Origin of the sequence: Rhodococcus sp. MALMAid1271 (genome assembly GCF_049195265.1) — a bacterium.
Taxonomy (GTDB): Bacteria; Actinomycetota; Actinomycetes; order Mycobacteriales; family Mycobacteriaceae; genus Rhodococcoides.
The window spans coordinates 17,536-43,263 of record NZ_JBMIRQ010000129.1; the positions used below are offsets into that span (position 1 = coordinate 17,536).

At 62.9% G+C, this 25,728-nt stretch carries 24 protein-coding genes; 8 read left to right on the forward strand and 16 right to left on the reverse strand.

From position 1 onward, the window contains the following. Nucleotides 1–81 precede the first annotated feature (81 nt). From ACOQFP_RS25950 to ACOQFP_RS25995, 10 genes are all read right to left on the reverse strand, one after another. Nucleotides 82–1,089: an LLM class flavin-dependent oxidoreductase gene (locus tag ACOQFP_RS25950; protein ID WP_341244075.1), complete on the reverse strand. Its 1,008-nt coding sequence runs from the start codon at nt 1,087–1,089 to the stop codon at nt 82–84. After that, on the reverse strand, nt 1,086–2,105 hold the full coding sequence (locus tag ACOQFP_RS25955) for an LLM class flavin-dependent oxidoreductase (protein WP_421585949.1): 1,020 nt from the start codon (nt 2,103–2,105) through the stop codon (nt 1,086–1,088). The genes ACOQFP_RS25950 and ACOQFP_RS25955 overlap by 4 nt, the downstream gene beginning before the upstream one ends. Then, nucleotides 2,105–2,425, reverse strand: a complete 321-nt coding sequence (locus tag ACOQFP_RS25960) for a TIGR04076 family protein (protein ID WP_206487839.1) — start codon at nt 2,423–2,425, stop codon at nt 2,105–2,107. Before ACOQFP_RS25960 ends, ACOQFP_RS25955 begins: the two co-directional genes overlap by 1 nt. A 13-nt stretch (nt 2,426–2,438) precedes the next feature. Beyond that, the gene (locus ACOQFP_RS25965; protein WP_206487837.1) at nt 2,439–3,920 is read right to left on the reverse strand and encodes an APC family permease; all 1,482 of its coding nucleotides are present in this window, start codon (nt 3,918–3,920) and stop codon (nt 2,439–2,441) included. Nucleotides 3,921–4,167: 247 nt separating this feature from the next. Continuing rightward, nucleotides 4,168–5,124 carry a PDR/VanB family oxidoreductase gene (locus ACOQFP_RS25970; protein ID WP_341244076.1) on the reverse strand — a complete coding sequence of 319 codons (957 nt, stop codon included), beginning with the start codon at nt 5,122–5,124 and terminating at the stop codon, nt 4,168–4,170. An 8-nt stretch (nt 5,125–5,132) separates the two neighbouring features. Beyond that, nucleotides 5,133–5,873, reverse strand: coding sequence for an SDR family NAD(P)-dependent oxidoreductase (locus ACOQFP_RS25975; RefSeq protein WP_206487833.1), 741 nt, complete (start codon nt 5,871–5,873; stop codon nt 5,133–5,135). Next, nucleotides 5,870–6,382 (reverse strand): aromatic-ring-hydroxylating dioxygenase subunit beta, encoded by a 513-nt coding sequence (locus ACOQFP_RS25980; RefSeq protein ID WP_421585950.1) that lies wholly within the window; start codon nt 6,380–6,382, stop codon nt 5,870–5,872. The genes ACOQFP_RS25975 and ACOQFP_RS25980 overlap by 4 nt, the downstream gene beginning before the upstream one ends. Next, nucleotides 6,375–7,673: an aromatic ring-hydroxylating dioxygenase subunit alpha gene (locus ACOQFP_RS25985; protein ID WP_341244078.1), complete on the reverse strand. Its 1,299-nt coding sequence runs from the start codon at nt 7,671–7,673 to the stop codon at nt 6,375–6,377. The genes ACOQFP_RS25980 and ACOQFP_RS25985 overlap by 8 nt, the downstream gene beginning before the upstream one ends. Before the next feature lie 102 nt (nt 7,674–7,775). Beyond that, the gene (locus tag ACOQFP_RS25990; protein WP_341244079.1) at nt 7,776–8,141 is read right to left on the reverse strand and encodes a hypothetical protein; all 366 of its coding nucleotides are present in this window, start codon (nt 8,139–8,141) and stop codon (nt 7,776–7,778) included. Nucleotides 8,142–8,158: 17 nt separating this feature from the next. Then, nucleotides 8,159–9,313 carry a flavin-dependent monooxygenase gene (locus ACOQFP_RS25995; RefSeq protein ID WP_421585951.1) on the reverse strand — a complete coding sequence of 385 codons (1,155 nt, stop codon included), beginning with the start codon at nt 9,311–9,313 and terminating at the stop codon, nt 8,159–8,161. A gap of 182 nt (nt 9,314–9,495) precedes the next feature. On the opposite strand from ACOQFP_RS25995, the gene ACOQFP_RS26000 reads away from it, so the two are divergent. From ACOQFP_RS26000 to ACOQFP_RS26025, 6 genes are all read left to right on the forward strand, one after another. Then, entirely contained in the window at nt 9,496–11,019 is a 1,524-nt protein-coding gene (locus ACOQFP_RS26000; RefSeq protein ID WP_421585952.1) for a PAS domain-containing sensor histidine kinase, read from the forward strand. A gap of 122 nt (nt 11,020–11,141) precedes the next feature. Beyond that, a complete protein-coding gene (locus tag ACOQFP_RS26005) occupies nt 11,142–11,411 on the forward strand; it encodes a hypothetical protein (protein ID WP_421585953.1) in 270 nt (89 codons plus the stop codon). After that, on the forward strand, nt 11,408–12,694 hold the full coding sequence (locus tag ACOQFP_RS26010; RefSeq protein ID WP_421585954.1) for an amidase: 1,287 nt from the start codon (nt 11,408–11,410) through the stop codon (nt 12,692–12,694). Before ACOQFP_RS26005 ends, ACOQFP_RS26010 begins: the two co-directional genes overlap by 4 nt. A 69-nt stretch (nt 12,695–12,763) precedes the next feature. Further along, nucleotides 12,764–14,227: an aldehyde dehydrogenase family protein gene (locus ACOQFP_RS26015; RefSeq protein ID WP_421585955.1), complete on the forward strand. Its 1,464-nt coding sequence runs from the start codon at nt 12,764–12,766 to the stop codon at nt 14,225–14,227. Nucleotides 14,228–14,307: 80 nt separating this feature from the next. Then, the gene (locus tag ACOQFP_RS26020; protein ID WP_206487815.1) at nt 14,308–14,928 is read left to right on the forward strand and encodes a response regulator transcription factor; all 621 of its coding nucleotides are present in this window, start codon (nt 14,308–14,310) and stop codon (nt 14,926–14,928) included. A gap of 125 nt (nt 14,929–15,053) precedes the next feature. Next, a complete protein-coding gene (locus ACOQFP_RS26025) occupies nt 15,054–16,277 on the forward strand; it encodes a flavin reductase family protein (RefSeq protein WP_421585956.1) in 1,224 nt (407 codons plus the stop codon). Nucleotides 16,278–16,526: 249 nt separating this feature from the next. On the opposite strand, the gene ACOQFP_RS26030 is transcribed toward ACOQFP_RS26025, so the two are convergent. Continuing rightward, nucleotides 16,527–17,951, reverse strand: coding sequence for an APC family permease (locus ACOQFP_RS26030; RefSeq protein WP_206487811.1), 1,425 nt, complete (start codon nt 17,949–17,951; stop codon nt 16,527–16,529). A gap of 259 nt (nt 17,952–18,210) precedes the next feature. Between ACOQFP_RS26030 and ACOQFP_RS26035 the strand changes: the two genes are divergently transcribed. Continuing rightward, nucleotides 18,211–18,849, forward strand: a complete 639-nt coding sequence (locus tag ACOQFP_RS26035; RefSeq protein ID WP_421585957.1) for a DUF4232 domain-containing protein — start codon at nt 18,211–18,213, stop codon at nt 18,847–18,849. Between the two features lie 53 nt (nt 18,850–18,902). Further along, nucleotides 18,903–19,367: an SRPBCC family protein gene (locus ACOQFP_RS26040; protein WP_206487804.1), complete on the forward strand. Its 465-nt coding sequence runs from the start codon at nt 18,903–18,905 to the stop codon at nt 19,365–19,367. Between the two features lie 31 nt (nt 19,368–19,398). On the opposite strand, the gene ACOQFP_RS26045 is transcribed toward ACOQFP_RS26040, so the two are convergent. The 5 genes from ACOQFP_RS26045 to ACOQFP_RS26065 form a co-directional block, all read right to left on the reverse strand. Then, nucleotides 19,399–19,971 carry a hypothetical protein gene (locus ACOQFP_RS26045; protein WP_421585958.1) on the reverse strand — a complete coding sequence of 191 codons (573 nt, stop codon included), beginning with the start codon at nt 19,969–19,971 and terminating at the stop codon, nt 19,399–19,401. Beyond that, nucleotides 19,971–21,815: a DEAD/DEAH box helicase gene (locus ACOQFP_RS26050; protein WP_421585959.1), complete on the reverse strand. Its 1,845-nt coding sequence runs from the start codon at nt 21,813–21,815 to the stop codon at nt 19,971–19,973. The genes ACOQFP_RS26045 and ACOQFP_RS26050 overlap by 1 nt, the downstream gene beginning before the upstream one ends. Nucleotides 21,816–21,971: 156 nt before the next feature. Continuing rightward, complete coding sequence (locus ACOQFP_RS26055) at nt 21,972–22,790, reverse strand: Fpg/Nei family DNA glycosylase (protein ID WP_206487798.1); 819 nt, start codon at nt 22,788–22,790, stop codon at nt 21,972–21,974. Nucleotides 22,791–22,985: 195 nt separating this feature from the next. Next, a complete protein-coding gene (locus tag ACOQFP_RS26060) occupies nt 22,986–23,255 on the reverse strand; it encodes a hypothetical protein (protein ID WP_421585960.1) in 270 nt (89 codons plus the stop codon). Between the two features lie 242 nt (nt 23,256–23,497). Beyond that, entirely contained in the window at nt 23,498–25,561 is a 2,064-nt protein-coding gene (locus ACOQFP_RS26065; RefSeq protein WP_206487794.1) for an AMP-binding protein, read from the reverse strand. Nucleotides 25,562–25,728: the final 167 nt, after the last annotated feature.

Here is a 25,728-nt window from a genome sequence, read left to right on the forward strand (position 1 = left end):
GAGTGAACTTTCTGTGTGATTCGGGGGTGATCAGCGGAGCGAAACATGTTGTGTAGGAGCTGTTGTGGATATTGCGCCGGGCTAGTTGCGCAAGATTGCGCGGACGGTGGGCAGCACCTGCTCGCACAGCAGTCCGATGCCGGAGCCCGTGGTCAGACCGAACGGGGTGTCGAATTCGACTCGGCGGGCACCGGCTCGGATGATGCTCGCCGCCTGTTCGGCCACCTGCTGCGGTGTGCCTGCAAACGCGAACTTGTCCAGTACGTCGTCGGGAATGAGCATGCCCGCCTCGCGGTGATCGCCGTTGCGGCACAGAACACCGATGCGCGCCATCAAGTCCGGATCCAGATCGACCGTGGGATCGTGCGCTGCCACCACATCGAAGTATGGAGCTGCGGCGGTCCTCGCCGCAGCTCGAGCTGCGATTCCATCCTCGTCGACCACCGCTATCGCGTTGAGACAGATGCCCGGTGTACGTGCTGATCCGCTCGCCTCTGCCATGGACGACAGTCGTTCCACCATTGCAGGATTGGCACTTCCGCCGGCTTGGAGTTCGTCCGCGATACGCCCGGCAATGGCAGCCAGCCGCGGACTCCACGAGCCGATCAACAAGGGGACCTCGGTGCGGAGAACGGGATACATCACCGTGGTGCCCGCGGCGAGCGAGTACACCTTTCCCTCGTAACCGCGTGCATCCCCAGCCAACAGCGCTGTCACTATCGATGCTGTATCGACGATCGCGGCCAGAGCGCGGCTCTGATCTATCTTGAGTTGCTCCATCCACGCGCCTCGGACCAGACCGTAGAAAGCGCGGCCACCGGACGCGGCGTCGAGGAGCGCCACTTGCCCCGCGATTTCGACCGGGTGCTGCGTCCACGGAGTGTAGGCCGCGATTCCGAGCCGCATACGGGAAGTGGAGTAGGCCATGCTGTGCAGAACCAGTGCCGGGGGTTGATACATGAGATCGCCGAAGACCGTGACGGCGTCGAAGCCCGCCACTTCCAGACGTTCGGCGAGGGGCGCATAGTCCCGTGGAGCGAAACTCCCGGCGAGACCGACGCCGATCTCGTACTGCTCGACCTCGGTCATGAGCCGTATCCGAGCGATCGCAGAATCGGCAGTACCTTGCTGCCGAGCAGGCCGATACCCGCGGCCTCGGTCAATCCGAAGGGAGTATCGAATTCGACCCGACTCGCACCGGCGTCGTAGGCAGCTGCAGCCTGTTCGGCAACCTCGCCCGGGGTACCACAGAAGGAAAAATGCGTCAGCAGCTCGTCGGGAATCAGCCGTCCCGCATCCTCGTAGCGGTGTTCTCGTAGCAGAGTTCCCATGCGCGCAAGCAGATCCGGGTCGATCGAGACGGTCCGGTCCAGTGCCGCGATTGCGTGCATCGGTAGGGCGGCCTCGGTACGGGCGCGTCGGCGCGCGGCGTCGCCGTCCTCGTCGACGACAGTGACCGCAGTGAGCACGATTCTGGTGGACCCCGGCTCCTTACCGACTGCTGTCTCTCCCGGCTCGGCCCATCCGCGAATCAGCGGCACCATTGCAGCGTTGGCGCAACCGCCGACCTGGATCTCGTCGGCTCGTCGTCCCGCGAACGCGGCCAGTTTGGGGCTCCACGTCCCGATCATGATCGGCAGCGCTGTTCGCAGCACGGGGTAGTAGGGACGTGTACCTGTGCCCACCGAGTATGTCGTGCCGTCGTATCCGCGGCCGGTACCGGCCAATACGGCCTCGACGACCCCCAACGTGTCCTCGATCGCAGTCAACGCCCGGGTGGTGTCGATTCCCAGCTGATCCAACCATGCGCCGCGGACTATCCCGAGAAACGCCCTCCCGTCGGAGAGCTGATCGAGGTACGCCATCTGCCCTGCGATCTCTACCGGATGCAGTGTCCAGGGTGTGAAGCATCCGACCCCCAGACGCAGACGAGACGTGGCCGTGGCCATCGTTGCCAACACCATGGCGGGAGGTTGCATCATGAGATCACCGAACGCAGTGGCAACGTGGAATCCGTGTGCTTCGAGGGAGCAGGCCAGCTCACGGTAATCCCCGGGCGGCAGCGTTCCGCCGAACCCGACGCCGAATTCCGTCTCGCGCTCCATCAGGAAAGATCCTCCGTGCGCATGGTGATCTCGCCGATGCGGTCGATTCGCATCACCAGTCCTTCCTCCGGGTCCGGACAACAGGCCATCGTGTCCTGCTCGAGCCAGTCGGATGCAGGCAGTCGACGCATCTTGGCGGGAAGCATCGGCAACACGGCCTGAATTGCCCAGTAGCAGAACGCTTGTCCGTCGGGAAGTGAGAGCTGATCACTGTTGCGGACCTCGAAGAAGTCTCCTTCTTTCATTCCACACACCGAGCGGCCCTTGATTTCACACACGGTCACGCGAAGATCGAACAGGGTCATTTCTTCGTCGGTCACAGCGTTGTACCTTTCACAGAATGTGAGCGCGGGGGACATCTGTCGCGGCGAGATCGATCTCGGCCACGGCAAGCTCGGGGAGTGTGTGTCGTTTGACGATGCCGTGAAAGATGCCCCAGCCGAGGCACAGGGCGATCGATGCCAGGGCGGCGAACACGCCGTACCGAGATTCGTCGGCGGGTAGCGGGAAGATCGATCCTGCGATTCCTGCGCCGACCGTCACGAGCGCGGCAGCTACCGCAACCCATCCCACCTTGCTCCATTGATTGCGGACCAACAGTTTCACTGCCGCGACGATCAGAACGAAGTAGGCGCTCATGACCAGGAGCCCACCGAACGTGGCGCCGACGGCGAAGCCCACGTAGGGATCCATGTCCGTGCGCCAACTGATCACTGTCACCAGCGCGATTCCGGCGACGGAGACCGTAGCGAAGACCCCGATGCCGACGACAGGTGTCTGCCAGCGACTCAGGCGAGATGCAGACGGCGGGAGGAGGCTGCCACGCGAGAGGGCGAAGATTCCGCGTGAGGACGCGACCATGAATCCGATTGCTACCGCGACCATGTCGAGTACCAGACCCAGTTGGGCAAGCGGCGCGATCCACTCGCCGACGTAGGTGGTTCCGAGGGTCGACAGACCGAGCGGATCGGAGGCCCAGTCCTGTGCGACCCTGTCCGCGCCGAATCCGATGGTTCCCGCATACTGCATCAGCAGACAGAAGCCTGCGACGATCAGAATGGTCGCAATGATGGCGCGCGGGACGGACTTTCGTGCGTCCTTCGCTTCCTCACCCAACGAGGCGGACGATTCGACGCCGACGAACAGCAGCGCGCAGAAGATGAACGTGGGCAGGAATTGGCCCGCGGTGGGAGCCGTCGGGTCCAGGACCACGGCGGAGTTGCCCTCGGCACCACCTTTGGCGATCACCGTGATGGCGATGATCAGATACGGCACCACGGACAAGACGAAGATCGTCAGCTGGGCGCGAACCGACAGGTCGACACCACGAATGTTGACCAGTGCGACGAACAGCAGCACGCCGAGCGAGATCAACCAGAACGGGACGTCGATATCGGTGTAGGTCGCCATCAGATCGTGGCCGAGGACACCCGCACCGATCAGCATGGTCGGCCCACCGAGGATGATGTAGGCGAAGTAGTAGAAACCTGCGGTGGAAATTCCGGCCGTGGGCCCAAGTGTGCGTCCGACGTACTCGTACATGACACCTGCGCTGGTGTAACGCCTCGCGAACATGACCAGCACCGCACCGAGGCCGAGGACTCCGAGGAGTACGACCAGCAGGTACAGCGGCCCTGCACTGCCGCCCTTGGCGGCGATGATGCCGCCGAGGAGGGCCGCCGAGGTGATGGGGCCGACGGCCAGCGACTGAGCGACCAGGTCGGTGGTGCCAAGTTTTCCTCGTGCAAGGCTCCCAGCGTGAGATGTGGCGGTCGGTCCGCGCTCGGCGGTGGTCGAAATCTTTTCGGCAGTCATATGAGATCCTCAGTTAGAGCTACAGGTGTTGACTAATAATTGACCTACGCCATTTCCGATTCGATGCCGGAATGTAACGAACTGGAGTCATGCAGCGCCGTACAGTGCTGATTCCGTCTTAAGGCGGAGGTGCTGATGCAATGAACGGGTTCATCCACTGTGCTCCGGATCACCGTGATTTGTCAACGACTGTAGATAAAAAAACTCCCCCGGCGTGAGCGCGGGGGAGTCGATCGCCAGAATCCGATCAGAACAGCTCGATGACCAGCCTGCTCGTCTTTGCGCGTGAGACGCACAGAGCTATCTGATTGCCGGCGGCCTTGTCGGCAGCCGAGAGGCAGTTGTCGCGGTGCTCGGGTTCACCTTCGAGTACACCGGACACACACGACCCGCAGATGCCTTCCTCGCAGGACTTGAACACCTCGATGCCGTTCTCCTCCAGCACGGAGAGAATGCTCCGATCGGACGGTATCTCGAACGTCTCTCCGGTATCCATTTCGACGGTGAACGCGGTGTCCCCGGAGGTGTCGATGTCGGAGGCGACGAAGTGTTCGATATGAACGTTGTTCGGCCCGACCAGCGGTGTGAAGACCGAGGCGACCGTATCCATGAAACCTTCCGGCCCGCAGGTGTATACGGCGGACGTCGAGGATGCCGAACCGGCCAGCTCGTCCAGAACTGTCTGCTGTTGGCCACGGGTGATTCCGATGTGCAGGTGGACGCGGTCCCGAAATTCGGCCCGCGTCTCGAGCAACTCGAGAAATGCAGTGTGCTCGCGGCTGTGCGAGAAGTAGACGAGCTCGAAGTTCGCCCCACTGTCGTGGAGGTGGTACGCCATGCTGAGCAGCGGAGTCACACCGATGCCGGCCGCGATCAGCAGATGGGTGTCGGCATCCTGCGCCACCCCCAGGATATTTCGCGGTTCACTGATTTCGAGGATGTCGCCTTCCCGAACGCGGTGCAGCGCTTCGGATCCGCCGCGCGAGTCCACTTCGCGTTTGACCGCGATCAACAGCGAATCCGGCTCCGTCGGTGGCCCGCACAGCGAGTACTGCCGCAGCACACCCGTCGGGCCTTTCACGTCGATGTGGGCTCCGGCTTCGTACGGTCCGAGGGTGCCCCCGCCATCGCGCACCAGACGAAGCGACCGAACACTCGGCGTCTCGTCCACGATCTGCGAGACAACAACTTTGACACTGGACACGGCGTTTCCTAACGCATGTAGAGTCCGCCGTTGGCGTCCCAACAAGCACCGGTGACCGACGCGGCCGCCGGGGATGCCAGCAGAGAGACCATCTCGGCGATGAATGCCGGGTCGCCCAGACGACCGACAGGGATAGTGTGGGCAAAGGATTCGAGGTTGGCTTCGCCGACGATCTCCCGCACGATGGGGGAGTCCTGAGGGCCTGGCGAGACCGCGTTCACGGTGACCCCGGACGGTGCCAGTTCTCGGGCGAAGACTTTCGTCAGCGACATCACTGCGCCCTTGGCCGACGCGTAGTGTCCACCGGTCGCTGTGCCACCGTTCTGCCCGGCCAAGGAGGCCATGTTCACGATACGGCCGTAGCCGTTACCGGCCATGTAGCTACCGAAGACCTGGCAGGCACTGAACGTGCCCTTGAATCCGACGGCCATCACCGAGTCCAACTCCTCGGCGGTGATGTCCATCAACGACCGTGCCTGGGTCTTTGCTGCATTGTTGACCAGAACCTCCACCGATCCGAAGTCGCCGACGACCCCGGACAGCAGGCTCTCGAGCGCAGACTTGTCGCTGACGTCGACCTGGTAGCCGCGGGCCGAGTCTCCGGAGCCGAGTTCGGCTGCCAACGCGTCTGCGGAATCCCGATCGATATCTGCGATGGCGACTCGGTGGCCGGTGGAGTGAAGCTTGCGGACGATGAGCGCGCCGAGCCCGCTCCCGCCACCGGTGACGACGGCAACCGGGGCGTTCACAGCAAGAACCCGGCTGCGGGAACTGCATCCTCGCTGTCGACGAGTCGAATCACTTTGAGGGCTATTCGGTCGGCGCTCCCGTCGACGCCCAACCGGATCCGGTACTCCACATCCCCTGCCCACAGATCGTGCTTGCCGCGTTTGAACGCGATGACGATCTGTGATGCGCGAAGGTGAATCTCGTCGTCGGTACACGATTGGACAACGAAGCGAGACACGGTCCGGGTGGTGACCGCGGCATCGACGGCGGCGATCGCGTAGCCCTCGGTCATCCGCACCACCCGCATGTCACGCATCCGGGCGTCGTCGTAGATCATGTTGAGTCGATTGTCGAAGTCGTCCCCGGTGGAATCGATCGGGACGACGTACAGACCGTCCTCGGAGTACATGCCCTTCCACGTCTCGTACTGCTTGCGATCGAGCAGATCGGCTTCGCGCCAGATCAATTCGATTGCCCGTACCACGCGGGTGTCTGCGATGGACAGCGTGTCGACGGCGGTGTCAGTCATTGCTCATCATCTCTTTCCACTGTGCGTAGGCTGCGCGCATGCCGGTCTCGTCGGTGACGTGCGAGGTGGGCCATCCTTCGGCACTCGGCTTCTCCCGCGCAGCACCCCGATTGACGAGAATGGGCATGTCGGGTGCGCCCTGAGCGCCGCGTTGAACCCGGTCCCACCCTTCGGCGTCATCGGGTGTACCGAAACCGAACGGACCCTGGAAATGCTCGTGTACTCGCAACCGGGCCCGGTTCACCGGATCCACCACCTCGGACGGCCCGTCCGGACCGATCGCCAGATGCTCGATCGTCGTCGCATCGACCGCGGTGGGCTCGAGGACACGGAAGAAGGCGGCCGACATCGACACGTTGGGGAAGAGATTGAGGTTGAAACCGGTGCCGTGCATGGCGCGGACGATCTTACGAATCGCGGGCTCATCGAGGCCTGCAGCGGACAGTTCGGCAACGAGGTCGTCGAAGCGTGCCTGCAGGGGCTCGGATCCGTCGTCGGCATCGAGGTCGGAATGTTCGGGAACCATCTGCATGACACTGTGGCCGTTGCCGAGATCGTGGGTGACGGCATCCGGGTTGGTCATGAACGACATCATGTCTGCCGTTTCGGCATCGACCGATGCCATCCACGACCGGTGCACGATGGGGAAATGATAGCCGTCCGTCGTGTTCTCGAGCTGAATCTTCCAATTGCCGTTGAAGCGGAATCGGTGTGTGCCCAGAACCTTGATGGGATAACCGCCGCCTTGCTTCATGAACCGGTCGATCCAGAGCTTGGCGTCGCCGAGGAAGTCCTCGAGAGATTCGATGTCCTGGGCGAACGTCGCGAAGACCATCCCGCCGTACGATTCGGTACGCAGTTTCTTGAGTGAGAGTTCGCCCTTTTCGATGACGCCCTCGTATCCCTCGGGGTACGGAATGCCGCGCAACTGACCGTCGAGACTGTAGGACCAGGCGTGGTACGGACACGTGAAACCGTTTGCGACGCCGGTCTTCTGCTCACAGATGCTGGCACCGCGGTGGCGGCAACGGTTGAGCAGGGTGTTGATCTGTCCCTTGCGGTTCTTGGTCACGATGACCGGCTGGAGGCCGACGTGGGTGGATTTGAAGCTGCCCGGTTTCGGTAGCTCGGATTCGTGAGCGACCCAGATCCAGGTGCTTTCGAAGATCTTGGTGATCTCCTCGTCGAACACGTCCGGGTCGGTGTAGATCCGACCCGCGACACGATCGCCCATCACCAGATCGGACGCGGGGGACTTCGGTGTTGCCTCGTCGGTGTCGTGCACGGTCATTGATGTCTCCAAGGCTCGTACGTTGTCGAGATTGCAAGTGGTAGCCACCGGATGACGCAGTTGAACAACGTCATCCGGTGGAGAATGGGTGGTGCGCGGCCTTCAGTAGGTGCGGGGTGTGAGCGCCCGGCCGATGCGAGCTTCGATCTTGACGTACTTCCACAGCTTCCAGTCGCTCGTCCCGACCTCGATCGTCCGCAGGAAGTTGCACGCCTGCTTGACGGTGTCGTGGGAATCGACGTCGGCGAGCAAGTAGCAGGTCCACGGCCAGGAATCCGAGGGGCCGACCGTCGTGGCGTCGTCGTCGATATCGCCGATGAAGTCGACACCGTCGAGGCCCTTGATGCCGTCGGACAAGGCGACGAACGCCGTCCAGACGTCGCCGGCCGTGACTCCTCCCTCGGGGAGCTCGAAGAAGTTCTGGTTGATACCGATACAGAACAGAACGCGAAGCGGGGTGGTGGTCATGGGTTCTCCTTCGAGAGTCACTTGAAGCCGGGGACGGTGGGCGGTTGGCCCATCAGCACTGCGCCTGCGGCGTCCAGGATCGCCGGGCCCAGGAAGGCATGCTGCTGAGGAACGAGCGCATCACCCGTCCACTGCTGAAGGGGATGTGAGGTGAAAATTGTTCCAGTGCCCGAGATCTCGACGATCTTCGTCACCGCGGATGCCGATGTCTTGGCCAGATGACTCGATGCCAGCCTCAGGTGGGCATTCTGAGCGTCGGTGGGTTCGTCCCCGCTCAGCACGCTGTTCCACACTTCCTCGGTCACCTCGTAGAAGTACGCGCGCGCAGACCTCAGGGCGGCTTCGGCCTCGGCGACGGCGATGCGGTAGTACGGTCGGTCTGCCAGCTTGGGGGCACCGGTGATGCCGGCCACGCCTGCGCCCACTTTCAGTGCGTAGTCGAGTGCGCTGCGCGCGACGCCTGCACCGACCACCGCGAGAACCTGTGCCGCGTAGGCGATCGTCGGATAGTGGTACAGAGGCTCGTCGACGGTGGGTGCGCCGCCGCGGATGAAGGTCCACTCCCGAGGCACCTCGACCTTGTTCACCACGAGGTCGAACGACCCGGTGCCGCGCATGCCGACCACGTCCCACTCCTGGACTATCTCCACGTCCTTCGGTCGCAGCAATGCCGTTCTCGGCTTGCCGCCGGTCGAGTCGTCTCCGGGAATTCCTACGCCCAGAATGTCGGCGCCCATCGATCCGCTCGCGAACTTCCAGCGGCCGTCGACCAGAAATCCGCGTTCGGTCGGTGCCGCCGGCTGTACCGGGAACAGTCCACCTGCGAACACGACGTCGGGACCGTCGGCGTACAGCTCGGCCTGGGTGTCGACCGGCAGGGCAGCGAGGTAGATCAGGGCTGAGCCGAAGCTCGCCACCCAGCCCGCCGATCCGTCGACGACGGAAATCTTCTCTATGGTGCGTAGAAAGTCCGCCGGCGCCTGGGGATCTCCGCCGAAGCGCCGAGGAGTGGCGGCCCGGTAGATGCCGATCTCCTTGAGGCGGTCGACGAAGTCGGGGGAGACGAAACGCTGATCTCGAAACTCCGTCCGCCGTTGCGCGAGCTCGTCCAACACGTGGTCGAGAGTCACGGTATTGCCTGCTTGGGGCGGGGCATGCTGAGTGAGTGTCATGAGCGTCTCCTTCTACCTCGTTCGTTGATTCGACCGTAATGCGAGTCACGTTCGGCCCCAATCGGTAAAGAGTGCGGTCGGCAGGGGGTGCGTCCATCAGGCGTATAGGTGAAATCTTCAGTTCACGCTCGAAATAAGGTCCTTCGCCGCACCGAGCCGTCGACCACGCATACGCTTTCGACATGTCCATGGACCCGCGAGCTCCGGAAATGGTGCCGGCCGATTTCGTCGAAATGATGAATGCCGCGCAGGTATGCGTACTCGTCCACGACGGGGCGACCAAGAGCATCCTGTGGGCCAATCCGGCAGCCTGCGCGATGCTGGAATTCGATCTCGACGAAATGCGTCCTCTCAAGGCCAACGACATGAGTAGCTCTGCACAGCAGTACGACCGAGTAGTCGGACGGGCATGGCTGCACGAGGCAGTCGAGTGCGGCAGCAGTCGGATCGAATGGCACTATCGATCCAAGTCCGGCCGCATCATCCCGACCGATGCCATCGCGACCAGAATCGAGCTGCGTCAAGGCACCGCGGTGATGGTGCAGTTCCGGGATATCGAAAACGAACAGCGCACCGAGCGCGCGTTGAGGCTGACCACCACCTACGTCGATGCACTGTCCAGAAATACCTCCGCGATCGCATTCGTCCTGGACGAAACAGGGGCAATCGGATTCGCGACCGATACCGCCATGGAACATCTCGGCATCGATCCGAGCGTCGAACCGCCTGCAGGCAGATCCCTGGCCTCGTACGCGTCATTTCACATCGCCGGCCGCCGATCCACCTGGAGCGAACTGGTGCGGGACGCGAGTCCGGTGGCATCGGTCCGGTTGGAGGTCCTTGCGGGCGAGGGTCGGACGCATTGGCTGGACGGAAGTGTCGAGCGACTGCAGGAGAACGAGGTCAACGCCTATCTGATGTTGCTGCACGACGTGTCCGATCGTGTGCGCACCGAAGAGATGCGCGGATTGGAATTGCAGCGCGAGAATTATCTGGCGCGATACAACGCAATGGGCGATATGGCGATGGCGATAGCTCACGAGTTGGGGCAGCCGCTCGCGGCCGCGGGCAACTTTCTGGCGGGAATCGAGACCATCCTGACCACCCGGGGCCCGCTCGACACGCGGGTGGAATACGGCCTCGCTTCGGCGCATCGGCAGATCGAGAGGGCGGCCACGATCGTCGCTACTCTGCGGGCATTCGTGGGGCACCTCGAACAGGTCGATCAGACCGTCGATCTCAACACCGTCGTCACCGAGTGCCTGTATTTCATCCGCTTGCGTGCCGAGCAGAACTCCGTGCGGATCGAATTCGAGCTCGCCGAAGAACCGGTTCATGTGCGCTGCGAGCGGGTACTGACCGGCCAGGTCATCATCAATCTCTGCTTCAACGCGATCGACGAGATGGCCCAGTGCGCGCTACAGGATCGCACGATCACATTGTCCACGGGTAACCGCGACGACGGTGGCGCCTTCTCTGTCAGCGACCGCGGAAGAGGATTGCAGCGCAACCCTTTCGAGGAGTCGTTCACAACCAAGCAGTCCGGTAGCGGGATCGATCTCGCGCTCAGCTATCGGATCATCACCAGGCAGCACGGTTCGATTTGGTACACCCCTGGGGCAGAAGGTGGTTCGGTGTTCGGTTTCGCGCTCCCTACGGTGAGCCGGGCGGAGGCTCTCGGCGGTGAGGACGGCCCGCCGGTGTAGGGAAATTCTTCAGGCTCGGGAAGGAACTCTTCATTCCCGTTCGGCCCCCCGGCTCGTAGCGTCGACCCATGATCTTCGGTTGCTGAGCACGGCGCAACCGGACCTATCGGGGAGAGCGACGAATGGACGATACACGCGAGCGCATGACACTGATGTGCTACAACGACACTCACGGGTACGGGTGGCGGCACGTAGACCTGTTCATGCACGACCGCGATGGTAACGAGCTGAACTGGGTTCACTGGCAGGTCAAGGCCGACGGGCCCGATGCAGCAGATCAGGCCACCGAGCGGGCCGAGCCCTCGCTCCGCCGCGTCTCGGACTGGCGGCACTCCGTCAGCTCCAGCGGGATGGACTACTGGACCGCCGACGCCGTGTGGGGCGACCGATGAGCGTCCGCTCGCCTCTCCATCGGCCATGGTCATTGGTCGATCTCGTGGCAGACCTACGGTCCGGACGAAGCACCGAGGCGGACGCATGGCAGCGCTCCGGAGCCCGAATCGACGAAACTGAGCCGGAACTGGCGGCATGGGTGATTCACCGACCGCCGGCCGCTCCGGCGCATCCTTCCGGACGGGTGGGGCCCCTCGGCGGAATCCCGTTGGGAGTGAAGGACATCATCGATGTCGCAGGTCTACCGACCAGATGTGGAACCGATCTCTACGCGGCGCGGCCGCCGGCCGAGGCCGATGCTGCCGTGGTGCAGGCCTGGCGCAGGGCCGGTGCCGTACCCGCAGGCAAGACCGTCTCGACCGAGTTCGCCTTCTTCGCTCCAGGGCCGACTCGTAATCCCGCCGATCCGACACACACCCCAGGGGGATCGTCGAGTGGGTCAGCGGCCGCGGTGGCATCGGGGCAGGTGCCACTGGCTCTCGGTTCGCAGACTGCCGGATCGGTCACCCGCCCGGCGTCGTATTGCGGTGTCGCATCGATGGTCATGACTCGGGGTCGGTGCTCGACCGATGGGGTGACCGGCCTGAGCGCGAGCCTGGACAGCCACGGGTTGTACGCAGCGCAGGTACGCGACCTCGCATGCGCGTGGTCTGCGTTCGTCGGGCAGGAGGTCGTCCACGGCGACCCGTCCTCGCATCCTCGGGTATTGCTCTGGGACGCAGCAGAACTGGGAGTCGTCGAATCGGACATGGCCGCAGCGGTCACCGAACTGGGTCGCGCGATTCGAGCCAAGGGTGCCGAGCTCTCGGCGTTTCCAGCGGCCGCTGCCGTCGCCGAGACCACCGCCGCCCATGCAGTCGTCATGGCCTACGAGGCAGCGCGGGAACGAAGCGCACTCTTCGAGGACATCGACCGACTCAGCGACCCGCTGGCCGCCCTGCTGCGGCGTGGCGCGTCGACGACCACCGCGGACTACCACGCTGCCCGCAGGAGCATCGCCGTCTCGCGCGAGCGCATCATCGGTCTGTTCGAGGACGTCGATGTCATCGTGGGACCAGCCGCCCCTGGTGCGGCACCCGAGGGCCTCGATGCAACCGGAGATCCGGTGTTGAGCCGTGCATGGCAAGCCTGGGGCCTACCCGTGGTCACTGTTCCCGGCATAACCGACGGCAAGGGCATGCCCCTGGGCATGCAGGTCATCGGATCGCCGAACTGCGAGTCCGAACTACTGGCCGGCGCATCGTGGATCTCCGAGGTGATCGCCGCCGGGTTCCCACCGTGATTCTGCGGCACCATCGATTTTCTTTCGGCCATCGAGCACAATTCCATTCACCGAACACAGGAGGCGGCCATGACCGCAGTATCTGATTTCACCACCGATCTTTTCCTCGACGGGGAGTGGAGCGGCGGTGGTGCCGGAACGTTCGAGACCTTCGATCCTTCCACCGGTGACAAGCTCGCCGACATTGCTTCTGCCGACGTCGCCGACGTCGATCGCGCTGTTCGCGCAGCCCGGTGCGCATTGGCCGGAAGTTGGGCAGCGGTACCGCCGTCGCACAAGGGGCAGCTGCTCAACAAGCTGGCCGATCTGGTCGAACGAGACGCCGAAGTTCTCGCCCGCCTCGAGTCGCTCGACATGGGAGGATTGTTCTTCCTCGGCAAGATGATGTTCGTCCCCAATCTTGTTGCCTCGCTTCGCTACTACGCGGGATGGGCCGACAAGCTCAATGGCGAGACCCTACCGAACGATGGGTACATGGGTCGGCCCACCTTTGCCTATACCCGCCGTGAGCCGGTCGGCGTCATTGCCACGATCATCCCGTGGAACGCACCGCTGATGATTCTCGGGTGGAAACTGGCTCCGGCGCTCGCGACGGGCAACACGGTGATCGTCAAGCCTGCCGAGGACGCGTCGCTGTCGATCCTGCATCTCGCGCGCCTGATCGAGGAGGCCGGGTTCCCGGCCGGCGTCGTGCAGGTACTGCCGGGTATCGGCGCGGTCACCGGTGAGGCGCTGACGACACACCCCGGCGTTGACAAGGTCTCGTTCACCGGATCCACCGCCGTCGGTCGCCGTATCCTGGTCAACTCCGCAGCCGACTTCAAGCGCACCACCTTGGAGCTGGGCGGTAAATCGCCGCAGATCATTTTCGGCGACGCCGATCTCGAGTCCGCGGTCGGCGGCGCAGCCATGGGGTTGTTCACCAACTCGGGTGAGGTGTGTGCGGCGGGAACGCGCATTTTCGCGCATCGGTCCGTCTACGACACGGTGGTGGACGGCCTCGCTGCGGCGGCCGGAGCTCAGGTGCTGGGCAACCCGTTCGACACCTCGACCACGATGGGTCCGCTGATCAACGCCAAGCAGAAGGATCGCGTGCTCGGCTACATCGCGCAGGGCAAGTCCGAGGGGGCGCGCCTGGTGGCGGGCGGCACCGACGGCGGCGGAGAGGGCAACGATCGCGGTCACTTCGTGCGTCCGACGGTCTTCGCCGGCACCAACGATCTGACCATCGCCCGTGAGGAGATTTTCGGACCGGTGGGGATTGTCGTCCCCTTCGACGACGACGCCGAGGCGATCGCCCTGGCCAACGACAATCAGTACGGCCTGGCAGCCACGCTCTGGACGACGGATCTGGCGCGCGCCCACACCGTCTCGGCGTCACTGCAAGCAGGAGCTGTGGCTGTCAACGGGTGGTCGCCACTTGCACCCCAATTGCCCTGGGGCGGAGTCAAAGCCAGCGGCCTGGGCCGTGAGCTCGGGTACGAAGGAATCCTGGCAAACACCGAGGCGAAGACCGTCACGATCGTTCTGTGACCCATCGCGTCGAAGCCGCCGGCCACCTGGTCGGCGGCTTCCGCTGTGCCAGGGGCGAGCCACGGCTAGGCTCGGACCTCATGGAGACCGTCAAGCCCGTCGTCGTTCACGTGGTGGACGATGACGAAGACCTCAGGCAATCACTTGCGTTTCTTCTGCAGAGTGTCGGGATCGAGGCGCTGACCTATCCAACCGCTACCGCTTTTCTCGAGGAAATGGATTCGGCCGAGGCCGGCGTGGTCATTGTCGACGTGAGAATGCCGGGCATGAGCGGATTCGAGCTTCAGGACGAATTGGTCAGACGCGGTTATCCGGCACCCATCATTTTCTGTTCGGCGCACGGGGACATTCCGATGTCGGTTCGCGCGCTTCGTGCTGGTGCCGTCGATTTTCTCGAGAAACCGTACGAGCCTCAGCGCATGCTGGAAGTAGTTCAGGAGCAACTGCGGCTCGCGTCCGGAGTGTTCTCCGAGCGTGAGGAGCGCGCACGAGTGCACCGGCGACTCGATACCCTGACGCCGCGTGAACGAGAAGTATTACGGCTCGTAGTCGAAGGCATGGCCAGCCAACAGATCGCGCGTCGCCTCGGCACCAGTGTCAAAACCGTCGATGTGCATCGTGCGCGCATCAAAGCCAAGACCGAGGCAGAAAGTCTCGGCACCTTGGTTCGTGATGTGCTGGCATGGCGGGTGACGGTGTAACCGATTTCGACGTCCAGAGCGTACGGAGTGTCCAAAGGTTTCTCGCCTACCTGTAAGAGCACGCGAGAAATTAATTTTAGGTCACACCGAATTCGGTCGACCGTCGAAATGCTCAGGAGATCGGCATGCCGCACACAGTGACAACAGAGGAAGCGCAGCGAACGTTCCGAGAAGTGACAGGACACTATCCGACTGGAGTTGCGATAGTCACCGGTACCGATCCGACCGGCGAACTGCTGGCGCTTGTCGTGGGCACCTTCAGTTCGGTATCCCTCGACCCTCCGCTGGTCTCGTTCATGCCGATGAAGACCTCGCGTACTTTCGCGCGAATGCAGGAGTGTTCTTCCCTGTGTGTCAACATCGTCGGGGGGGAGCAAGAGCGCGAGGTGATGTCCATCGCCCAGCGTTGGGAGAACAAATTCGACGGAATCGATTGGTATCCATCGCCACATGGAAACCCGGTACTCACCGAAGCGATCGGGTGGATGGACACGACGATCTGGAAGACCGTGGACGCGGGCGATCACTGGATCGTGTTGTGCGAGGTCAAGGACATGGCCATCACGAACCCGGTGTCTCCGTTGATCTTCTTCCAAGGCGGCTACGGCAGCTTCGTGTGCACGTCTCTGCTCGCTCGAATGGACCACGAAATTCTGCCGGCGATCCACGCGGCGCATGCGGCGCGCTCTCAGGTCGAAGCTCTCGCAGCGGCGATCGGGTGCGAGGTGTCGGTACTGACGGCCGTCAGCGCCGACGAAATGGCGACGGTACTGTCCGCCACTGCACCCGGTGTGGACCGCGATGCTGCTCTGGCGCAACGGATACCGATCGTGCCACCAATCGGTGACTCGTACGTCTTCGCGTTGCCGGAGGCCGAACAGGATCGCTGGATCGACAAGCTGAAGGGCGAAGACAGCGGGACTCGGGTGCATCGGGCCCGGCTCGACTTCATTCGTGAACACGGTTACGGGATCTCGTTTCTGCCCGCCGCGGGTTCGGACGCGTACACGGAAATGCGCAGGGCTACCAAGGAGTACGAGTCCGGTCGCCTGACTCCCCGCAAGGAACGCGAGATCCGGGCTCAGATCGGCCGCACCTCGGTGGACTATCGGCCGCAGGTGCTCGACGGTGCCGGCACGTACAACGTGGGATCGATCGTCCTACCGGTCCGCGATCCGTCCGGTCGCCACACGCTGACGCTTCGCCTCGCGCAGGTTCCACAAAACGTGCAGGGGAACCTGGTGGCAGAGTGGATCGAGAGCGCCAGAACCGTTGTGAGCATGCTCGAGTCGGCCCCGAGCGAAACCGTCGGAGGCACCGCACTCTCCGATGCTGCAGCGGGTCGCTGATCTCGACGTAGAGACACACGGCAGCAGCCCCGGACCGTTCCTGGTCCGGGGCTGCTGCCGTGTGTCCGTTGCCGTGTGTCCGTTGCCTGGATGTCCGTTCGCGCTACGTCATGCGTCTCGATGTCATGCGTCTCGCTGTCACGCGTCTCGATGTCACGTGTCGGTGCGGCACCGGTGGTGCAACGAGCTCGAGTCGGTATCCACCGACGTGGATACCGACTCGAGTGCTGCGAGGTAGAGGTGCGAGTGTCAGGGGGTCGCTTTGTCGCGATCGAGTGTCGACGTCCGTACGGGCTTGGCATCGATGAAGTGTCCACCCATGACGCCTGCGGCGAACACGAGGCAGAGCACCACCAAGAACGTGGTGGCGACGGCAAAAGAACCGCCGATGAGGGTGGTGAAGTTGTCCAGGACCAGCACTGTGATCGCGATGAGTCCGATGCTGCCGAGCACAGGGGCGATTCGGGTGTTCCACAAGCGAGTATCGACGTCGGTGCGCCGGAAGAACACCACGATGGCGAAGCTGGTCAACACCATCACGGCAAGGATCGCGACGATCGCAATTCCGGACATCCAAGTGAAGAGCTGGAGCACGGGATCTGCTCCGACCACAGCAAAGATGCCGACGACGATCGCTGCAGAAGCCGTCTGCAGGATGGATCCTCGATGCGGTGAGCCGTGCTTGTGATGGACCGCGGCAAAGCGTGCAGGGGCGTAACCCGACCGCGCCAGAGCAAATACGTAGCGAGAGATGGCCGAGTGGAACGCCAGCACGGCGGCGAACAAGCTCGTGACCAACATGATGGCGATGATGTCCGCAGCCAAGGGGGACAGGTAGACCGCTACCGCGCCGAAGGTCAGGTTGGCGGTGTCTTCGCTTGCAGCAGCGGCGATTTGGTCGCTACCGTATGCGAGCACCAGCGCCCAGCTGCACACGGCGTAGAGGGCACCTATCAGTACGATTGCCACGTAGGTGGCGATCGGAACGGTACGTTTGGGGTTGCGCGCTTCTTCCCCGTAGATGGCGGTCGCCTCGAATCCGACGAAGGACCCGACGGCGAACATCATGGCGATGCCGGGTGAGGCCGAGAAGAACGCATGAGGGGTGAACGATTGGTAGTCGACGCCGTGCGCCCCGCCCTTGATGAACACCGCTGCTGTGAGTGCCACGATCGCAACGATTTCGAGCACCAGCAGGCACCCGAGGACCTTCGTTCCCACTTCGATGTTTCGATAACCCACCAAGGCGACGCAGGCGATGAGCACGAAAGCCCACACCCACCAGGGCAGATCCGGTCCGCCGTACTGGACGACCAGCGAGTCGATCGCATTCGCGGCCAGGCCGTAGATTCCGGCCTGAATGGCCGTGTAGGCGAATATGGCCAATGCAGCTGCTCCCACTCCCAGCCGAGCGTTCAAGCCTCGCGTGACGTATGCGTAGAACGCACCGGTGTCGGTGATGTGACCACTCATCGCGGCGTATCCGACGCTGAACACCAGTAGGACCAGTGCAGCGACCACGTACGTCGACGGTGCGCCGGCACCGTTACCGAGAGCGATCATGACCGGCAGTGAACCGGCCACTGTGGTCAGTGGGGAGGCGGCGGCCAGAACAAGGAAGACGATTCCCGCCACCCCGATGGAGCCTCTCAATTGATTGGAGTTCGATGACATTGCGGGTGTCCTTGTCGGTGGTAGGTATCGACGGGATCGAAAATCTACATTTGTTGACTGATCCGACGAAGCTACCGCCACTGTGACGTGGCGTACATAGGGGTTTTCCTTATCGGTGCCGGCTCCACGGCTGTACGCCATTACCGAAAACGAAGAAATCATGACTGTCGCCGAAAGATGCAATTCGCGCACGAGCCGTCGTGACGGTCAGGGTGTGGATTCCTGAAAATGTCACGGCAAATCGGTAGCATTGCTTACGATGAACAAGATGCGGATTCTGTCTCCGGTGCTGTTGCTGGCCTCGGCAATGGTCATGACCGCCTGTGCAACCGACGGTGCCCCGGTATCGGAGCCCGGACAAGCGCAAGCGCCTTCGACTGCTGCGCGTTCGACAACGACTACGGGTCCGACAGCCGGCGCAGACGCAACCAGTACTGTTCCGCCCACATCAGCTGACCCCACCGCTGCCGACAATCCGAACTGCGCAGCGGCGGAGCTGTCGGTGTCTCTCGCCATGCCACGAGGAGCTGCCGGCTCGACGGAGTTACCTATCGAATTCACCAATATCGGAGATCGAACATGCAGACTCGTCGGCTATCCCGGCGTTTCGTATGTCTCGAGCCGAGGTGGTGCTCGGGTAGGGCAGGCGGCGGTCCGATCCGAATCGGATCCAGTGCCGGTCGAATTGGTACCTGGCGCGGTGGCGGTAGCAACCGTCAAAGCGGCAGTGGTCGAAAACTATCCGGCGGACGCGTGTGTGCCGACTGCTGTATCCGGAATCGACGTCTACTCGCCCAACACCACCGAGGTCGTGTATCTGGCATATCCCACGACTGGGTGCAGCTCGGTGGACCCGTCGATCACGCAGCTCGCTGTGCAGCCGGTCGAGGCCGAGTGAGTTCGATACACGTTCGATGATTGAGGACACCGAACAGTGGGCACCTTGTAGATATGACAGAGAACTCCAAGGTCACAGTTGAACGCACCATCGAAGCTCCCGTCGACGCGGTTTTCGATGTCCTCTCCAACCCCGAGCGGCATCAAGCACTCGACGGTTCAGGATTCGTGCGCGGCGTGGACCACGCCGACCGGATCCAGAAGGTCGGCGAGAAGTTCACGATGAACATGCAGGGCGACCACATGGGCGGCGAATACCAAACCGACAACATCGTGAGCGGGTATGCCAAGGACAAGCTCCTGGCATGGAAGACCGCACCGGCGGGCAACGAGCCTCCCGGATGGGAGTGGTTGTGGGAGCTGGAGTCCCAGGGCCCCAACGAGACCTTGGTCCGCCACACGTACGACTGGTCGAAGGTGACGGACAAAAAGCTGCTGGAGCAGATCAAGTTTCCGCTGGTCACCGAAGATCAGCTGAATGACACACTTGCACGGCTCGCAGTCGAAGCGACATCCTGACCAGTAGCATATTCCCACGGATGGCTGTTCATCAGCCGAAAAACCCTGCAGCGTCGACACTGTCGATGACTGTCCACCGCGGCGGGTGATTTCTCGACGCCGTCCCGGCCAACACATCGACTCCGCGGACGGCCAGCGCAATTGCGGGTGACTGATCGGTCAGCAGACTGATCGCGTAGGTGGCAGCGGTGACGTGAAGGCAGGGCTGGATTTTTCCTGAGCACGTGCAGGAAGTGTCTACTGTCTCTGGCACCGGTGTCATCTTCCGTGACACGAGTTCGGCATGAACTTCGTCGGGAAGATCGCCGCTCGATGAAGTGCCGGGTATCTGGCGGGCAAGTATGCGAAGTATCGACTTCCTCTCTGCCGCGGTGAATCGGGGGACGGTGATGACCGCTGTCTCGATCTTCTTGGCCGCAGAAACTCTGCACCGGAATCTGCCGATTTCATTGTGCTCCACGTCAACTGCGTCGTTGCGCACCAGGCCCCGCGCCCGCGGGAGCATCGGGTTCGGGCGGGTGGCGGCGAGAGGTTCGACTCGCCGAAGCCAGTCCTTGCCCCAGGGCGTCGATCCGAAGGGGGCAGGCTGCGGTGACGAGACCATCAGCGCGTCACCGCTCTCAACGACAACGTTTCTCGCAATGTCGAGTCGTCGAGCGCCGCGAGGGCCATCTCGTTGTTGCTCTCGGTCACGCCGGCGATGGCTTTCTTGCGGGTGTGCAGTGATGCAATGTGCTCTTCGAGCGTTCCTTCAGTGGTCAGTGCCATGACGGTCACCGTCGACGTCTGACCGATGCGGTGAACCCGGTCGGTGGCCTGCGCTTCGACGGCCGGATTCCACCAGCGGTCGTAGTGGATCACGGTGCTTGCGCGGGTGAGGTTGAGCCCGTACCCCGCCGCCTTCAGGCTGAGGATCATGACGGTCGACGCATCGCTGTTCTGGAACTCGTCGACCATGGTCTCTCGCTTGTCCACATCGAGACCGCCGTGAAAGAACGGGACTGTTGTTCCGGTGATGCGTCCGAGATGATCGGCGAGTATCTCGCCGGTTCGGCGGTACTGGGTGAAAACGAGGGCAGCCTGCGATGATTCGGCGAGCTCTTCGACGATTTCCGTGAGCCTGACGAGTTTGCCTGACCGCTCGGCCGATCCGGACAGGTCTCCGTTGACGAGTCCCGGATGGTTGCAGATCAGCTTGAGTGAGGTGAGCAACGCCAGCACAGCGGTGCCTCGGCCGCGACCGGTGCCGAAACCGGCATCGAAGGCTTCGTCTACGGCCGAGTTGTACAGTCTCTCTTGCTCGCTCGTGATGGGGCACAGCACTTCGATGTGGTGCTTCGGTGGAAGGTCGGTCGCGACTTCCGCTTTGGTTCGGCGGAGTACGACGGGCGCGATGGCATGGGAGAGCTGTGCGAGTGCGGTGGCCGAACCCCCGTTCTCGATGGGCGCGGAGAATCGGCGAGTGAAACGCGCGTGGGTGCCCAGGAGACCGGGATTGGTGAGATCGACCAAGGCCCAGAGTTCGTCCATCCGGTTCTCGATCGGCGTGCCGGTGAGCGCTATGCGCGCTGTGGACGTCAACCGACGTGCAGCCCTGGCAATTTTGGTTCGCGAATTCTTCATGACGTGCGCCTCGTCGAAGAACACTGTGTTCCAGGATATTTCGCTCAATCGATCTGCGTCGGTGCGCAATGTGGGATAACCGGTCACGGTCACCGAGCCCTGTTCGGAGCAGTGTTCGAGGGTGCGAGATGCGCCGCGATACACAGTGACGACAAGTTCTTCGGCAGAGAAGGTCTCGATCTCTCGCCGCCAGTTGCTGATCAGAGATGTCGGGCACACCACCAGGTAAGAGCCCTCACCGCGTCGCGCACCGACGATCATGTGCGCGATGGCCTGGAGTGTTTTGCCCAAGCCCATCTCGTCGGCGAGAATTCCTCCACCGCCGATCTCGTGAACAGTCGGTATCCACGACGCACCGTGCAGCTGATAAGGGCGAGGGGTGAACGTCGACGCACTCCGAGTGAGTTGATGCTCGATACGCAGACTCGAGCGCAGTGCGTCCACAGCGCCGTGCGCGGCAAGCATGCTCGATCCGCCGGTGTTCGGAACCGCATGCGCTGCAGGCGGAAGCGCGTCGGCCAGTGATACGGGAACTACGCTTGCGCCGTGGTCTTGCTCGACATGATCGAGAATCGCCAACCAGCTGCGTGCCGACGGAGAGTCCGCGGTCCCGACGGCGGACCTGAGCTCGTTGCTGGTGGCGTCCACGAGCTGAGCTCCGATGGTGCGCACGGTGACTCTGCCGTGTTCATCGGGCACCGCCAGGTCGATCGGGGTCGTCTCGCCCGAGAGCGGCGCTGTTCTGTTGCTGTGCCAGACGGCGAAACAATGACGATGCGGAACATAGGTGACGTGCGGGGTATCAGTGTCAGCGGTCGAAAGCATGCACCCTCCGGCGAAGTTTGCTGCCTCGGTAGGCCCGAAGCTGACAACACGGTACGTCGTTCGTCGGATCTTCGCCGCATTCGAACGGGGTTGACAATTCCGAAAATTGCTGTCCTACAGCACTATCGAGAGCTGTTCATGCATGTGAAAGCCGGATCACGTCTGCTCGCGCGAACACCACCACGTGGTTCGGCCGCCCACCGTCCCGCGTGACATGGGTGCCCCACATCGCGGACACGTCGCATCCGTTTGACGGAACGCAATCACCTCACCGGTGTGTACGCCTCCCTTCTTGATCGCAGATCTGATCGCTCGCCGCAGAATCACCCGGAGCTCATCGAGTTCCTCGGTGGTGAGCGTCTTGGCTCGCCTCGACGGCGATTGCTGGCTCTGCCACAGCACCTCGTCGGCAAGAAGGTTCCCCACCCCTGCAATCGCGGCCTGATCCAACAGCCGTGCCTTGAGAGGTGCCCCGCTCGAACCGATTCGGTGGCGAAATTCGTCGCGGGTGATCTCCGCAGCATCCGGGCCCAGTGCGTCGATGTCAGGTTCGAGTCGAACCCGTCCGAGGCGTCGCTTGTCGAACAGTCGAAGCTGCCCGCCGTCGTCGAACGTCATCGAGAACCGCGTCCACTCCGGCTTGTCGGTAGGGCGCTCGCCTACATGAGGATCTCCGCCGCCGTATTGCGACGTCCGCTCGCCGTCCGGCGCGGTGACGATGACGCGTCCGCCCATGCCCAGGTGAATGCCGAGCGTCGGCCCGCTCGACCCGTCGGCGGTGACGGTTTCGCACCACATCGCCTTGCCGCGGCGACACGCCTCGGTCAGCTTCCCGCCGGTCAGCGCCTGGGCGATTTCGCCCGGCATGTGCGGGCGACACTCGAAAGTGTCGGTGTCGTCGATATCGACGATGACGCGGCCGAGCGCCTTCTCGACGACCTGCCGGGCATTTTCGACCTCGGGGAGTTCGGGCATGGATCCGGTGTACCCGATCTTCGCAAAACAAGCTCGCCCTCCAACTGAACTGGAGAAAACGTCTCCGTCCAGCGTGCAGAGAACCATGTCCTCCGGCCCTGGTTCGGAGTGGTTGCGAGCGCGCATCCGCTGTGGTCGGATCGATGAAAGGGGTGGTGGGGCAAGCGCGATCGCGTTTGTCGCTATCGGGCGGAATCACCACTCCGGGTGTGGCAACCGCTTCCGTCTCTCTGGGATGTCCTCCAACGACGACGGCTCGTGCCGACTCGGGTCCGTGGGTAGATCGCGATGGTCAGGCGGGGCGATGCCCGGCCCACGTGTCGCGCCCATGAACGCCGAGCCGCCGACCGAACTGTCGATCCCGTGGAAGCGTCCGCTTCGCATCCGCGCGCGCAGTACACGCGCGATCACGACGAAAACGACAGGAACCGCGACGATGACGACGAGCACCAATACTGTGTCCATGGGCCCCTCCCGTGTTCGTTCGTTCTCCTACCGTCGAACATCGGCACGTCCCTGTCAAACGTCGGTGCAGAAAAGTCGGCCCGTCGTCGCGAGATGACAGATTGTCGCGGGCCTGTTGCTCCGCGAGGGTCGCCTCAGAGAACAGGTTAAAAAATCTCGAATGCGCTCGGCGTTCCCGCGCGACCGTCACCGGTCGGGTAGTGCCACTCGGGCTGTCGAGTCGAGTGAAGACTATGCCCGTGTCAGGTTCCCGCGGCGGTGGGTGGCTCGATCAACATTCTCTTGATGACCTTACCGGTCGCAGTGCGAGGGAGCTCGTCGAGGAAAGTGATGTCTCGGGGTACGCAGAAGCGGCTCAAGCGATTCTTGATATACGCGCGCACCATGTCTGCATCGAGACCGGCCGCACCTCGCCCGACGACGAAAGCCGCCAGACGTTGGCCGTACTCGATATCGGGCACACCGACGACAGCGACCTCGCCGACCTGAGGCAGATTGGCAATCGCGTCCTCGACCGGGCCCGGAAATACGTTCTCGCCGCCGGAAATGATCATCTCGTCGTCCCTGCCACTGACGAACAGTCGGCCGTTGCAGTCGAGGTAGCCGAGATCGCCGGTGTCCATCAACGCGGTACCGCGCGCCGAGGTGGTCGGCGGTGGCTCGGAGTTGGTATAGCCGTCGAACAGCATGTCGTTGCCGACGAAGATCCGACCGACGCTTCCCATCGGAACAGCTGTGCCCTCGGCGTCGAGCACAGCGATGGTCGTGCCGAGCGGCGGCCGTCCCGCAGTGCCGGGGGAGGCACGCAGGTCGTCCGGTGTAGCGATGGTGGCCCACGAAACCTCGGTGGAGCCGTAGAAGTTGTAGAGAATATCGCCGAACACATCCATGAAGTTGCTGACGGTGGATCCGCTCAGCGCCGAACCACTGCAAGCAACGACACGCAAGCTGGAGGTGTCGTAGCGGGAGCGCACTGCCTCGGGCAGGTCGAGGATGCGTTGCAGCATGATCGGGACGGCGATCAGCGAGGTGCATCGATTCTCCTCGATTGCACGCAGGCAGTCTTCGGCATCGAACCGTTCCTGGAGCACCACCGTGGCTCGAAGGGATGTGCTGATCTGGAGTGCCGCCAGTCCCCAGCTGTGGAACATAGGTGCCGCGATGAGCATGCGCTCGCCCGTCCGCAACGGCATCCGAGACAACATAGCGGCGATGGTCCCGAAGCCTCTCGGGGTCGGCCGGAGCGCACCCTTCGGTGACCCGCTGGTCCCTGATGTCAACACCACTACCGCCCCTGGGCGATCAGGGCGCACGAATGTGGCAGACGGCGGCGCGACGAAATGCTCGAGGGTGCGTCGACGCGGAATCGCGGTGTGGGACGAGAGGCTGACGCGGGTGACATCCTCGCCCAAGTAACGCACCATCGAGTCGAATTCGTCGTCGACGAACACCATTCGGAGCTGATGACGAGCGGCGATCGTCTCGATCTGCCGCGAGGCCAGGCCGGTGTTGAGCAGCACCACCTCCACCCCGAGCATGCCGCAGGCGACAGTGCACTCGATCATCGCGGAGTGGTTGCGCGCCAGAATTCCAACCGTGCTTCCCGGGTGGATTCCGGATGCATCGAGACCTGCCGCGATGCGATGTGACCGGTGGTGGATCTCGGCGAATGTTCGGGTTCCCCGGTCGTCGATCACAGCAATCTCGTCCGGAGACTTCGCGGTGGCGGCCGCGAAGCCGCCTCCCAGCGTGAAGCCCCATTTCGCGAGGGAGTTCAACTGCCGGAATGCGCGGTCCGGCCGCGCGGCGCGCACGACGCCACTGGTGATCATCGTCTTGAGGATCGCAAGCTGTATCGATCGCGAGTCTCCGCTGTTGGACACGAGCGATGTGGGAGTCCCCGACAGGGAATCTTGCAATCTGCCGAGACCGGCCAGGACCCAGTCGATGACCGCGCGGTTGCCGGCGGGCTGAGGTGAGTAGGCCCCACCGAGACCCGCTCTGAACACGGTGATGTCGATCTTCGTCTCGGTCGGGGACAGAGCCGTCAGGGTGAATCTGACGAAGCCGCCCGACTCGGTGTGTTCGACGGTGATGATCGGCTGGTTTCGTCGGTTGACCACCAGCGCGAGCTCGTGCTCTCGGCCGCCGACCGCACACAAGTACCTCGATGCCGACTCATGAAGCACGCAGTATTCGAGTCCGGTGAAAAAGCGCGGGAACAGCTCGACTGCGCTCAGTACTGCACAGACCTGCTCGACATCGTGTGCGAACACCACGTTGCAGTCGATGACGTCCGATACCATTGCCCACCCCCTGAACCGCCGAGACGGCACAGACGCCGCTCCAGCACCGACCAGGGGATGGCGGCGCGTACCTGGAACGGGTCATCCGCCTGGATGAAATCGCTATGGTAATCCCCGCGCACGGTTCACGTGTGGAATCGGTCGAACTTCTTCCTTCCCGGCAGATT